The following is a 13,239-nucleotide window of genomic DNA, read 5'->3' as shown; positions in this document are numbered from 1 at the left end:
ACTTTCTGCTATTTCTTAATATTTCCTTCTGCGATTCGATACACTTTTGCATCTTTCATAATTTCATGATCGATGCCGTCCACTGATGTTGTTGTAACAAATGTCTGTACTTTATGCTGTATCGTACTCAACAAGTGTGTCTGTCGAGAATCGTCTAATTCACTTAATACGTCATCAAGTAATAAAATGGGGTATTCCCCCACTTCTTGATGCATTAATTCAATTTCTGCCAGCTTGATTGAGAGTGCTGTTGTACGTTGTTGTCCTTGAGAACCGAACGTTTGTGCATCCATCCCGTTGACTTTAAATCCTAAGTCATCTCGATGGGGTCCTTGCATGCTAACACCCCGCTCAATCTCTTTCTTCAACGATGCTTGGAGTGTCTCAAATACCTCGTTGATTAAGTCGTCCTCATTCTGCGGGGTGTCTTCTAACTTGATACTTGGTAAATATTGCAATGTGAGCGTCTCTTTACCGTTCGTTATCCCCGAATGAATCGGCGCAGCAAGTGTCTCAAGTTCCGCAATAAACTGCTGGCGTCTTAACGTCACTTTAACCGCATATGTTGCAAACTGTTGGTTCAGTACCTCTAGCATTGTCGTATCTTTTTGTTGTTTGAGTTGCAGTTGTTTTAAATAATGATTGCGCTGTTTAAGTATGCGCTGATATTGGGATAAATCATTGAGATATAGACTTGAAATCTGTCCAAGCTCCATATCTATAAAACGACGTCTCACTTGAGGGGAGCCCTTCACAATATTGAGGTCTTCAGGTGCAAACAGGACGACATTCAAATGTCCGATATATTGCGTCAAACGACTCTGCTCTAAATGATTCACCTTGGCTTTTTTGCCCTTTTTCGTAATAAACATCGTAAGTGGCATACTGCCATATCTAAAGCTCAGTTCACCCTCTATTTTAGCATATTCTGCATCAAATCGAATAAGCTCTCTATCGTTCGTTGTTCTGTGACTTTTAGCTAAGGCCAATGTATAAATTGACTCAAGTAAGTTGGTTTTTCCTTGTGCATTTTCTCCAATGAGTATGTTGACTTCCGGATGGCATTCTAATAGCACATGCTCATAGTTCCGGTAGTTTTCCAACTGGAGTGTTGTTAACTTCATTGTGCACCAATTTTTATGACATAAGATCCTACTTCAGGAATCTCAACCACATCGCCATCGTCAAGTTTTTTACCACGACGTGTTTCATGCGCTCCGTTCAAAAACACCTCATATTCTTGTAAAAACCATTTCGCTTGGCCACCTGATTCAATGATGCCTTCATAATTCAAAAACTGACCTAACGTCAGCACGCTGTCGACAATAACTTCCTCAGCCAAATTTATCACTCCATTCGTAATTGCTCACCTAGTATATTATACCTTTTTATCGGCGAAATTTCATGCCCAAACGCGTAATTATTTTATGTTCAACACGTAAAAGTTCCACGTGAAACGATACTGTCCGCTATCATGATATGACAAGGACTCAGACAGCGTTCATTTACGCGTGAAAAAGCTGATAATCAGTACCTTAAAAGCAAGATTTCTGACAAAGTACAAAGATTCGATGTGCATCACTCAAATCTCCATTACAGCACCAACACAGTTATTTCATCGGCTGCTCTTTAAGTGCCTCATCAATGACGTCTTTCACAACCTTGTAGTCTGTCACATCTTTGACACGTTCGCCATTAACGTATACTGATGGCACTTCAGGTACTTGATATTGCTTAGCCAGTTGATGGTCATGTTTCGCTTGTTTATGGAATTTCTGTTGATTATAAGCTTTAAGAATTTGCTGTTTTTGCTCAGATGTAATGTTCAATGCTTGTATTTCTTTTTTTACAAGGTCTTCTGTCAGCCATTTATCTTTAGAGACCGCTTCTTTATCTTTAGGTTGCGCACGATATAACGCTTGATGGAAATCCCAGTATGCTTCTGGTGCGTATTGATTAACCGCTAAAGATGCACGGGCACTCAAATTAGACTCTTCGCCATGTAATAACACGTTGACATAGCGCAACTCTATTTTCTGCGTATCGATATAGTCTTTCTGAATTTTAGGCAAAATATCGCGTTCAAAGTTACCGCAATATGGACATTTAAAGTCACCAAATAACACTACCTTGACACTGCTCTCTTTATTTCCTTGGTGTGGTTGTGATGCTGTATCTTTGTTCAACGCCTGTGCATCAACCGTGTCACTCGACTTGGCTGTGAACGACAGTGTACCGAGAATAGCAAGTGCAAATAAACAAATGACAACGCCAATTAAAAGCGTCTTTTTAGTTTTCATATATCGTTCCTCCGTTACTCGTTATGTATTTAATTATACTAAATTTTGACCAGGTATAGCACTACACGTATGAAAGAAAATAATTGCTTTTTACGGCATAGAAAAAAGCTAAGGTAATGTCCCTTAGCTTTCTCTATAAATTTATTTTCTAGTATGTTCTGATTGGCAAGATAAGTTGTGTAACTGTGTCGTCATCTTTTGGCTTTAAGATAAATGGTTTCATCGTACCAAAGAATGCCACTTCAACTTCATCATTGTCGATGGCTTTCAACGCATCCATCATGTATTTCGAGTTGAAAGATATTTTTAAGTTGCCACCTTCAACATCATTGGCAGTAATCTCTTCTTTTACCGTTCCGATTTCAGGAGATGTTGATGACAATTCAATTTGATCTTCACCCGTACTTAATTTGATGACATTGTTACCACCTTCACGTGCTAATAACGAAGCACGATCAATCGCGTGATAGAACTCATTATTATCAAGACCTAACTTAATCTCATAATTCTCTGGGAATAAGCGAGATGTATCCGGATAATGACCTTCTAACAAACGAGAAATGAAGTTTACATGACCAACACGGAATAATACTTGGTTTGCCGCAAAGTAAATGTCAATGTGATCTTCACTATCTGTCATGATTTTGTTTAACTCAGCAAGTGCTTTACCTGGAATGATGACATTTTTATCACTAATATCTTCGTCCTCAAGTTTTAACTTTCTTACAGCCAAGCGGTGTGAATCGGTTGCTGTGCATATTAATTCATTTTCTTGTATAAGCCAGTTTACACCTGTGAGTACCGGGCGTGTTTCTGACGTGGACACTGCGAAATTCGTTTGTGCGATGATGTTTTTCAGCACTTTGATTGGTAATTGTAGCGCATCTTCACTAGAAATTTGTGGTAATAAAGGGTATTGATCAGGATCTAGTCCACTTAAATTAAATTCAGAGTGACCAGATGTAATCAATGTTTGAAATTGTTCGTTTGTGATCAATTTTACTTCTTTACCTGGTAATTTTTTAATAATGTCAACGAAGAAACGACCTGGTAATACGACTGAACCTGGTTCTGTCACTGTTGCAATTTCTTCACCATCTACTTGAGTTTGAATGGTAATTTCGATTGAGATTTCTGAGTCTGACCCAGTTAACACAATGCTTTCATTCGTTGCATTGATTTTAATACCTGTCAAAATTGGTAAAGTTGTTCTAGGCGAAATGGCCTTTAATGTATCGTTCAATTGTGTGATAAAGTAGTCACGTTTAATAGAGAACTCCATTTTATAAACTCCTTTCAGTCGTTTATATATTATAGTTATTATTAAAAGTCGTAATAATCGTAATAGGGCTTGTGGATTAGTGGATAACTCGGATGAATATCGAGTTTTAAAGGTTGTGCACATGTGGATAACTTGTGTATTGTGTGTACAACTTCTTCACATTCTTCACAAATTAACTTCTGATCTCTTTTTCAAGACTCGCAATTTCTTGCTTCAAAGTCGGGTCATTTTCAATTTCTTTTTTGATTTTGTCATGTGCATGGATGACTGTTGTATGATCACGTCCACCGAATTCTTCACCAATTTTTGGTAGTGAAAAATCTGTAAGTTCACGAGATAAGTACATTGCGATTTGACGTGGGTACGCAATAGATTTTGTACGCTTTTTCGCGGCAAAGTCTTCAATGCGAATACCATAGTAAGCACCGACCACTTTTTGTATATCTTGAATGGTAATTTTTTTAGATTTTGTTACTTGAATAATATCTTCAAGTGCAGCTGCCGTAAGTTCTGTTGTAATCGGCTTACCTTGTAAATTTGAGTAGGCATTAACACGTGTCAGTGCACCTTCCAATTCACGGATGTTTGTCTGAATTTGGTTTGCAATGTATGTCAGTGACTCAATCGGAATATCCAAGTTTTCTTCTTCTGCTTTTTTCTGCAAAATTGCCATACGTGTTTCAAAGTCAGGTGGTGTAATGTCAACGATAAGTCCCCATTGGAAGCGGGATTTCAAACGTTCTTCTAGTGTCGCAATCTCTTTAGGTGGTCGGTCACTAGAGATGACAATCTGCTTATTGTTTTGGTGTAAATCATTGAACGTATGGAAAAATTCTTCTTGCGTTTGTTCCTTTTTCTGAATGAATTGAATGTCGTCAATCAGTAAAATATCGATGTTACGATACTTTGCACGGAACGCCTCTGTATCATTGTTACGAATAGACTGAATGAATTCATTTGTGAACTTTTCAGTAGAGGTGTAAAGGACTTTTGCATCTTTGTTGTTTTCCATAACATAATGTCCAATCGCATGCATCAAGTGTGTTTTGCCGAGTCCAACGCCACCGTAGATAAACAGCGGATTGTAGGCTTTTGCTGGTGATTCAGCGACTGCCAGACTTGCAGCATGTGGAAATCGGTTACCTGGTCCAATCACAAATGTATCAAACGTGTTGTTCGTATTAAATTGTTCCCCTTGTATGACGGGATCAGCGGTTTTGACTTCATTCTGAGTTGCTTTTGAAAAATCTGCTTGGAGTTCATCCAAATCATCTTCAGTTAACACTTCTACTTTTTTAATTGTTTTCCCTGAAACGGCGCCAATGAATTCGATAATCATATCTCTATAGTTGTCGAGTAGCCAATCAGCGACAAAGGCATTGTCCGCAACTAAGACAACTTTGTCATCAGTAAGGGAATGCAACTTAGTATCTTTGAACCATGTGTTAAAAGAAGAAGCAGTTACAGCATCATGAAACAACTTCAGAACATTGTCCCAAGTTTCTTGTTCTGTCATGTTTAACGCCATCTTCCTTAATAAATTTTTAGTTATACACAATATCCCCATGAATTCTAAAAAATAAACACAGGCTGTGAACAAATATCCACAAGTTAATCACAAACTGTGGATGAAACAGGTAACACAGATAGTTATCCACATAGAATTGGGAGAATATTGGTAAGTTTAAAACTAGAGGACATAAGGGCTTCTGCCACTTATCCACACAATTATACTTTTTAACATGATTGACTGTCAAATGGGTGTGAATATGTGTGTTGTATTTTGGATAATATGTGTGCATGAAATAATTATCCACAACTTTTGCGGAAGTGATTGTGCATAAGTGGATAATTTGTATCATCCCATTTTATTGAAAAAAGGCGCTGTGTATAACCTCTTTTTCAAGCGTATGTGATGCTTGTTACATTATTTAAAATAAGAAGATGGAAAATCGTACTTGATTTACAAATTGTATTTTGTTATATTGTAGTAGTTGCTTGAAATGTAAACATTTCATTTAAAAGACAGTTCTATTTTAAATGTAGAAATCGAAATTAACTTATCTAGAGTGATGGATTAGATAATTGTATGAATCGAGACGGAGGTGTTTTGCATGGTAAAACGTACTTATCAACCAAATAAACGTAAACATAGTAAAGTTCATGGTTTTAGAAAACGTATGAGCACTAAAAATGGCCGTAAAGTTTTGGCGCGTCGTCGTCGTAAAGGTCGCAAAGTTTTATCAGCATAAGATCACTGACTTATTCAGTGGTCTTTTTTTTGCGAAAGTAATGCATAACCATCCTATTGAGTAGGGGAGGGGACATCTATTTTATATGTGTGAGGTTGAAGTATTTATAGGAGCTGAGACATTAATACAAACATTCAAATTAGGCTTGAGATTTTATGTATATGCTTAGTCAGCCTTGCCGGGGTGGGACAACGGAATCTTTTAGAAAAATGAGATTCCTGTCCCACTCCCAACACACATTCAATAAAAGATGTCGGAGTCCCGTTAAAATGAGAAAGACGAGTGATATGAAATGGAAAAAGCATACCGAATCAAAAAGAATGCTGATTTTCAACTGATTTATCGACGTGGCAAGTCTGTTGCGAATCGTCAGTTTGTCGTATATACGTATGATCGCCAGGAAGCGGATCATTTTCGACTGGGGATTAGTGTTTCTAAAAAGTTGGGAAATGCTGTCACGCGAAATCGAATTAAAAGAAGTATTAGAGAATGCTTCAAAGTGCATAAAGCAGACTTTTTAGCGAAAGATATTATTGTTATTGCACGTTTTCCAGCAAAGGATATGTCGGTGAGTGAAGTGCAAAAAAGTTTAGAGCATGTTTTGAAGATTGCTAAGGTTTTCAACAAGCGAATAAAGTAGAGGTTAGACTTCGGTTTGTGTGACGTCAGACAAACCGAAGTCTAAAATGTAGAGATATTCTTACGCTTTGAACAGTATAGTCGCAATTAGCGCTGAAACATTTTACAATAAGGCATAATCAAATTGAGCAAAGGAGGCACGTCAACGTGGAACAGTTAGATACAATCACGAGTATATCAACGCCTATGGGTGAAGGTGCGATTGGTATTGTGCGTATGTCTGGGCATGATGCGGTCGCAATTGCAGATAAGTTATATAAAGGAAAGCAGAAGCTTGAGCAGGTGCCAACGCATACGATTAACTATGGGCATATCATTGATCCTGAGACGGGTGATGTTGTCGAAGAAGTAATGGTGTCCGTATTACGAGCGCCACGTACATTTACAAGAGAAGATATTGTAGAAATTAATTGCCACGGTGGGATTTTAACTATCAATCGTGTGCTAGAGTTGACGATGACGCATGGTGCGCGTATGGCAGAGCCAGGTGAATATACGAAGCGTGCCTTTTTAAATGGACGTATTGACTTGTCTCAAGCAGAAGCGGTGATGGACTTTATTAGATCTAAGACGGACCGCGCGTCTAAAGTAGCGATGAATCAAATCGAAGGACGTTTAAGTACATTGATTCAACAACAACGTCAGTCTATTTTAGAAGTGCTGGCACAAGTCGAGGTGAATATTGATTATCCTGAGTATGATGATGTTGAAGAAGCAACGACGGAATTTTTACTAGAGCGTTCAAGAGAAATTAAGGAAGCAATCCAGCAGTTACTCGATACGGGTGTGCAAGGGAAGATTATGCGAGAAGGTCTATCAACGGTCATTGTTGGTAAACCTAACGTAGGGAAGTCTTCCATGCTGAATAACCTTATCCAATCTAATAAGGCGATTGTTACAGAAGTTGCTGGAACGACACGTGATGTACTAGAAGAGTATGTCAATGTTCGTGGTGTTCCGTTGAAGTTAGTGGATACAGCTGGTATTCGTGAAACAGAAGATATTGTTGAACGTATTGGTGTCGAACGTTCACGTAAAGCATTGCAAGAGGCGGATCTCATCTTGTTCGTACTGAATAATAACGAAGCGTTAACACAAGAAGACCGTCAACTATATGATGCAATTAAGAATGAAGACGTTATTGTGATCGTGAATAAGACTGACCTTGACCGTCGACTTGATATAGATGAAGTCCAACAAATGATTGGGGATAAACCATTGATTGAGACGTCGATGCAGACGCAACAAGGCATCGATGCGCTAGAATTACAAATCCGTGACTTGTTCTTCGATGGGACGGTACAAAATCAAGATATGACGTATGTCTCTAACTCACGTCATATTTCACTGTTAAAACAAGCAAAACAAGCAATTCAAGATGCGATTGAAGCGGCAGAAGCAGGGGTTCCTATGGATATGGTACAGATTGATTTAACACGTACTTGGGAACTTCTAGGCGAGATTATCGGTGAATCAGCGAGTGAAGAGTTGATTGATCAATTGTTTAGTCAGTTCTGTCTCGGAAAATAATAAGTGGAGGAATACGAATGATTAAAACATTTGATGTCATCGTTGTAGGTGCAGGACATTCGGGCGTTGAAGCAGGATTAGCGTCTGCACGTCGTGGCGCACGTACATTGATGTTAACGATAAATTTAGACAATATTGCATTCATGCCATGTAACCCGTCAGTAGGTGGACCGGCGAAAGGTATCGTTGTCCGCGAAATTGACGCACTTGGTGGACAAATGGCAAAAACCATTGATAAAACACATATTCAAATGCGTATGTTAAATACGGGGAAAGGGCCTGCAGTTCGTGCATTGCGTGCTCAAGCAGATAAAGTGTTGTATCAACAAGAGATGAAGCGCGTACTAGAAGATGAAGACAATCTTGAAGTCATGCAAGGTATGGTAGACGAACTGATTATTGAAGACGGTGCCGTGAAAGGTGTGCGCACGAATGTCGGAACGGAATATCGTGCAGAAGCGGTTATTTTAACGACAGGAACGTTCTTACGCGGTGAAATCATCCTCGGTAACTTGAAGTACTCAAGCGGTCCAAACCACCAATTGCCGTCTATCACTTTAGCGGATCATTTAAGAGAGATTGGTTTTGACGTTGTACGTTTTAAAACAGGGACGCCACCACGTGTAAATGCGAAAACAATTGATTACAGCAAGACGGAAATTCAACCGGGTGATGATGTTGGTCGTGCATTTAGTTATGAAACAACAGAATATATTTTAGATCAGTTGCCATGTTGGTTAACATATACAAACGGTGAAACACATAAAGTTATTGATGACAACTTGCATTTATCAGCGATGTACTCAGGGATGATTAAAGGAACTGGGCCACGTTATTGTCCATCGATTGAAGACAAATTTGTGCGCTTTAACGACAAACCACGTCATCAATTATTCTTAGAGCCAGAAGGACGCAATACGAACGAAGTCTACGTTCAAGGGTTGTCTACAAGTTTACCTGAAGCGGTGCAACGCCAAATGTTAGCAACGATTCCAGGCCTTGAAAAAGCAGATATGATGCGTGCAGGTTATGCGATTGAGTATGACGCGATTGTACCAACACAATTATGGCCAACACTTGAAACGAAAAAGATTAAGAACCTTTACACAGCTGGGCAAATCAACGGGACATCTGGATATGAAGAAGCGGCAGGTCAAGGTTTAATGGCTGGAATTAATGCGGCTGGACGTGTATTAGGTAAGGAAGAAAAGATTTTACGTCGTTCAGACGCCTATATCGGTGTATTGATTGATGACCTTGTAACGAAAGGGACGAATGAACCGTATCGTTTGTTGACGTCTCGTGCGGAATATCGCTTGTTGTTAAGACATGACAATGCAGATTTACGTCTGACTGATATTGGTTATGAACTCGGTTTAATCTCAGAAGAACGCTATGCGCGCTTTAATGAGAAACGTGAACAAATTAAGGATGAGTTGGCCCGTTTAGCAGGATTACGTATTAAGCCATCTGAACGCGTGCAAGAGATTATTGAACGTGAAGGCGGTTCTCGCTTAAAAGATGGTATCTTGGCGAATGAATTGTTACGTCGTCCGGAAATGACGTATGCGACGGTATTAGAAATCTTAGAAGAGTCACATGTGTTACCATCAGACGTTGAAGAACAAATCGAAATTCAAACGAAATATGAAGGTTATATCAATAAGTCGTTACAACAAGTCGATAAAGTAAAACGCATGGAACAAAAGAAAATTCCAGAGGACCTGGATTATTCTAAAATTGATAGCTTAGCATCTGAAGCGCGTGAAAAATTGGCAGAAGTTAAACCATTAAACATTGCACAAGCGTCACGTATTTCAGGCGTTAACCCAGCGGACATCTCGATTTTATTGGTTTATTTAGAACAAGGGAAAATACAAAGGGTGAAATAAATGAGTGTAGAATGGTTAGCAAAACAATTAGATGAGCATGGTATTACGTTGTCAGATAAGCAGAAACAACAATTTGAGACGTATTATGATATGCTTGTAACGTGGAATGACAAAATCAATCTGACAAGTATTACTGAGAAACACGAAGTTTATTTGAAGCATTTTTATGACTCAATCACGCCGAGTTTTTATTGTGACTTGAGTGAACCACTACATGTATGTGATGTCGGTGCAGGTGCAGGTTTTCCAAGCATTCCATTGAAAATCGTCTTCCCACATTTACATGTAACGATCGTGGATTCATTGAATAAACGTATCCAATTCTTAAATCAATTGGCAGACGCATTAGAATTAGAAGGCGTGCGCTTTGTACATGACCGTGCGGAGACTTTTGGTAAGAACGAAGACTACCGGGCGTCTTTCGATATTGTAACAGCGCGTGCGGTTGCAAGATTATCCGTATTGAGTGAGCTTTGTTTGCCGCTTGTTAAGAAGCACGGACTCTTTTTGGCGTTGAAGTCTTCTAAAGGACAGGAAGAATTGGATGAAGCGCGTTTTGCGATTGGCGTATTAGGCGGACGTGTTGAAGAAGTAATTGCGTTTACGTTGCCGGAAGATGCAGGTGAACGTCAAATCATTAAAATTCAGAAACGCAGTCAGACACCGAAGAAATATCCACGAAAACCAGGCACACCGAATAAAGCACCGCTCGTTGAATAGTGACAGCTCTATTTGTGAAAGTGAGAGATGCGTATGAAAAAACCCTTTTCTAAGTTATTTGGACTTAAAAATAAAGATGATCTATTAGAAGTATCGGAAACAGAACGCCAAGGTGTTGAGACGATTCGTGTGGAACGTATCGTACCGAACCGCTATCAACCGCGTCAGACATTTGATCGCGCACGTATCGAGGAACTCGCTGAATCGATTCGAGAGCATGGCTTGTTGCAGCCGATTGTCGTACGTCCCATTGAGGAAAATATGTATGAAATTATCGCGGGTGAGCGTCGTTTTCGCGCATTGAAGATGAATCAGATGACGGAAGCGGAAGTATTGGTGCGCCATCTCGATGATGAAGAAACGGCGGTTGTGGCGTTGATTGAGAATATTCAACGTGAAAACTTGTCGGCGGTTGAAGAAGCAGAGGCGTATAAAAAGCTATTGGCGTTTGAAGGCATTACACAGGCAGAACTTGCTAAAAGTGTTGGGAAAAGTCAAAGTTTTATTGCGAATAAACTACGTCTGCTGAAACTGACGCCGACTGTGTTACAAGCGATACGTGACCATCAAATTACAGAACGTCATGGTCGCGCGCTCGTCGGGTTATCTGATGAACGTCAAGAAGAGATGTTGGCAACAATTGTGAAACAGCAATTGAATGTGAAGCAGACGGAAGACAAGTTGAAGGAAGCGGTTGAATCGGAAACTGATGATGTTGTCCAAACGGATGAAGATGTCTCAGAAGCCATCATACATGATATTTCAGCAGCACGTGATATTATTGCGGATAGCTTATTAGAAATTCGTGCGAACGGTATTAAGTTTGAACAAAAAGAACAAGATCACGATGATTATTATGAAATTCGTGTGAAACTATATCGCAAGTAAGTATGAACGGACAGTACCCATTGATGAATGGTCGTGCTGCCCGTTTTTTAATCAATTTACAGTTGCGGGAAGTCTTATTTTTTAAAGGGGATATGGGTGGAAAGGTTAAAGTAGCGACACAGTTTAATTTTGATGAAGCACTGCACAATATGATGAACTTCTCAAAACCTTAATAAATGTAAGAATAGGGCGTGGTACAATGAAATCTTTTTAAATCAGATTTCAATACCACGTCCTATTTTTTGTTACAAGTATTGACGCATTTTTTCTAATGCAAGTGTGAAGTTTTCAATGCTTTCATAAGCGTAAGAAAGACGTATCGTGTTTTCTGTACTACCATAAATAAAGCCAGGATTGATGAGAATCTTTTCCTTATCAATCAAATTTGAGAACAGGCGTTTAATATCTACGTTTTTTGTAAAGGTTAACCAAATAAAGAAACCGCCTTGTGGTACTTGCCATGTCGCAATGTCCGTATAATGCTGCTCTAAAAGCTGCAACATCGCGTCACGCTTAGTTTTTAAGACGACCCGAAGTTTTTGTATATGATGGTCATAATCTCCACTTTGAAGCATTTCATAGACGACCATTTGAGATAGGATACTTGAACCGTAATCACTTTGCATACGGATATCGGCTAACTGTTCAATCACTTTTTCTGATGCGATAATCCAGCCGATGCGTAGGGCGGGGGCAATGGATTTTGAAAAGCTACTTACATGAATCACATTGCCGTGTTGATCCATGGCTTTCATCGATGGACCGGGGTGTTGGTCGAACCAAATATCTTGATAAATGTCATCTTCAATAATAGGCATATGGTGTAATTGACTGTACTTGAGAATGCTTTCTTTCGTTGCTTGTGATAGAGATTGACCTGTTGGGTTGTTGAATGTTGGTTCGATATATAGCGCTTTATCTTGATGACTCGGCATGCGATCAGCAATGTTCTGGAAGTTGTGAAAGTCTTGATACGGTATGTGAATATGCTTGTTGTTGAGCGTATCAAAAATATGTGTAGAGTCGATGTAGGAAGGTGTATTGGAAAAAATCAGCGTATGACGACTCAAGAATCCCGTTGTTAACAGTTGAATGGCATGTAATGCACCTGACGTGATAAGTATATGATTTTCTGTAATAGAAATCCCCTTTTGACGTAAACGTTTGGCAATGAGTGCTCTTAACTTAGTGTAGCCATAGCCATTGTTGTAACCGAATGATAGGTCGCCGATATAGTTGGATACGTTCGTCATGGCGTTCTTTAATGCGATATGTGGAATCAAGTCTTTGCCAAGTTCTCCTTTGCTGAGATGAATGTACGTTGAATCCGTTTCTAATTTATTAATGAGCTGCACCGTGTAGTGACTTCTTGTAGTCCATGACCAGTCCATCATTTCAGACCATTTTTGCGCGATAAAGTCCTCGTTAAGATAATCGTTGACATATGTACCGCTTCCTTGTTTCGTATAAATAAACCCCTCAGCTTCTAGTACCTCTATACTTTTGATAATGGTGACTCTATTGACATCGAACTGCTTGGCTAATTGACGATGGGAAGGGATTTTCATACCGTAAAACCAATCCCCGTTGATAATTTTGTTGCGAATATATGTCGCAATTTGCTTGTATTTGATACGCATCACATCCTTGAAAATGGTTGGGTCAATTTCTAGTTGATTGGTTGTACTTATTATAGAACACCTTCATTAAGATGAGAACATACTAAATGAAGGGCG

13 protein-coding genes are annotated in these 13,239 nt (G+C 39.2%); 7 read left to right on the top strand and 6 right to left on the bottom strand.

Annotated features, from left to right (window positions below; translation table 11 throughout):
* Window positions 1–8 precede the first annotated feature (8 nt).
* The 5 genes from recF to dnaA all read right to left on the bottom strand — a co-directional run bounded on the left by recF (window position 9) and on the right by dnaA (window position 5,098).
* Window positions 9–1,124, bottom strand: coding sequence for a DNA replication/repair protein RecF (gene recF / locus CD122_RS07600; RefSeq protein ID WP_103358391.1), 1,116 nt, complete (start codon window positions 1,122–1,124; stop codon window positions 9–11).
* Window positions 1,121–1,342, bottom strand: a complete 222-nt coding sequence (gene yaaA, locus CD122_RS07595) for a S4 domain-containing protein YaaA (RefSeq protein ID WP_103358390.1) — start codon at window positions 1,340–1,342, stop codon at window positions 1,121–1,123. The genes recF and yaaA overlap by 4 nt, the downstream gene beginning before the upstream one ends.
* A 268-nt stretch (window positions 1,343–1,610) precedes the next feature.
* Window positions 1,611–2,300: a DsbA family protein gene (locus tag CD122_RS07590; protein WP_103358389.1), complete on the bottom strand. Its 690-nt coding sequence runs from the start codon at window positions 2,298–2,300 to the stop codon at window positions 1,611–1,613.
* 148 nt (window positions 2,301–2,448) lie between these two features.
* Window positions 2,449–3,582, bottom strand: a complete 1,134-nt coding sequence (dnaN, locus tag CD122_RS07585; protein ID WP_103358388.1) for a DNA polymerase III subunit beta — start codon at window positions 3,580–3,582, stop codon at window positions 2,449–2,451.
* Between the two features lie 172 nt (window positions 3,583–3,754).
* The gene (gene dnaA / locus CD122_RS07580) at window positions 3,755–5,098 is read right to left on the bottom strand and encodes a chromosomal replication initiator protein DnaA (RefSeq protein ID WP_103358387.1); all 1,344 of its coding nucleotides are present in this window, start codon (window positions 5,096–5,098) and stop codon (window positions 3,755–3,757) included.
* A 598-nt stretch (window positions 5,099–5,696) separates the two neighbouring features.
* Between dnaA and rpmH the strand changes: the two genes are divergently transcribed.
* The 7 genes from rpmH to CD122_RS11955 all read left to right on the top strand — a co-directional run bounded on the left by rpmH (window position 5,697) and on the right by CD122_RS11955 (window position 11,676).
* A complete protein-coding gene (rpmH, locus tag CD122_RS07575; protein ID WP_000240855.1) occupies window positions 5,697–5,834 on the top strand; it encodes a 50S ribosomal protein L34 in 138 nt (45 codons plus the stop codon).
* A 292-nt stretch (window positions 5,835–6,126) separates the two neighbouring features.
* Window positions 6,127–6,474, top strand: coding sequence for a ribonuclease P protein component (rnpA, locus tag CD122_RS07570; protein WP_103358386.1), 348 nt, complete (start codon window positions 6,127–6,129; stop codon window positions 6,472–6,474).
* A 146-nt stretch (window positions 6,475–6,620) separates the two neighbouring features.
* On the top strand, window positions 6,621–8,003 hold the full coding sequence (gene mnmE, locus CD122_RS07565) for a tRNA uridine-5-carboxymethylaminomethyl(34) synthesis GTPase MnmE (RefSeq protein WP_103358385.1): 1,383 nt from the start codon (window positions 6,621–6,623) through the stop codon (window positions 8,001–8,003).
* Between the two features lie 17 nt (window positions 8,004–8,020).
* On the top strand, window positions 8,021–9,895 hold the full coding sequence (gene mnmG, locus CD122_RS07560) for a tRNA uridine-5-carboxymethylaminomethyl(34) synthesis enzyme MnmG (RefSeq protein WP_103358384.1): 1,875 nt from the start codon (window positions 8,021–8,023) through the stop codon (window positions 9,893–9,895).
* Window positions 9,896–10,615 carry a 16S rRNA (guanine(527)-N(7))-methyltransferase RsmG gene (gene rsmG / locus CD122_RS07555; RefSeq protein ID WP_103358383.1) on the top strand — a complete coding sequence of 240 codons (720 nt, stop codon included), beginning with the start codon at window positions 9,896–9,898 and terminating at the stop codon, window positions 10,613–10,615.
* Between the two features lie 33 nt (window positions 10,616–10,648).
* Complete coding sequence (locus CD122_RS07550; protein ID WP_103358382.1) at window positions 10,649–11,503, top strand: ParB/RepB/Spo0J family partition protein; 855 nt, start codon at window positions 10,649–10,651, stop codon at window positions 11,501–11,503.
* A 2-nt stretch (window positions 11,504–11,505) separates the two neighbouring features.
* The gene (locus tag CD122_RS11955) at window positions 11,506–11,676 is read left to right on the top strand and encodes a hypothetical protein (protein WP_169926488.1); all 171 of its coding nucleotides are present in this window, start codon (window positions 11,506–11,508) and stop codon (window positions 11,674–11,676) included.
* 72 nt (window positions 11,677–11,748) lie between these two features.
* Here CD122_RS11955 and CD122_RS07545 read toward each other — a convergent pair whose 3' ends face one another.
* Entirely contained in the window at window positions 11,749–13,143 is a 1,395-nt protein-coding gene (locus tag CD122_RS07545) for an aminotransferase-like domain-containing protein (RefSeq protein WP_103358381.1), read from the bottom strand.
* Window positions 13,144–13,239 lie beyond the last annotated feature (96 nt).

This window comes from Staphylococcus rostri (genome assembly GCF_002902145.1).
Classification (GTDB): Bacteria; Bacillota; Bacilli; order Staphylococcales; family Staphylococcaceae; genus Staphylococcus; species Staphylococcus rostri.
Note: the sequence above shows the minus strand (reverse complement) of the source record. Positions and strands in the feature narration are given on the sequence as shown.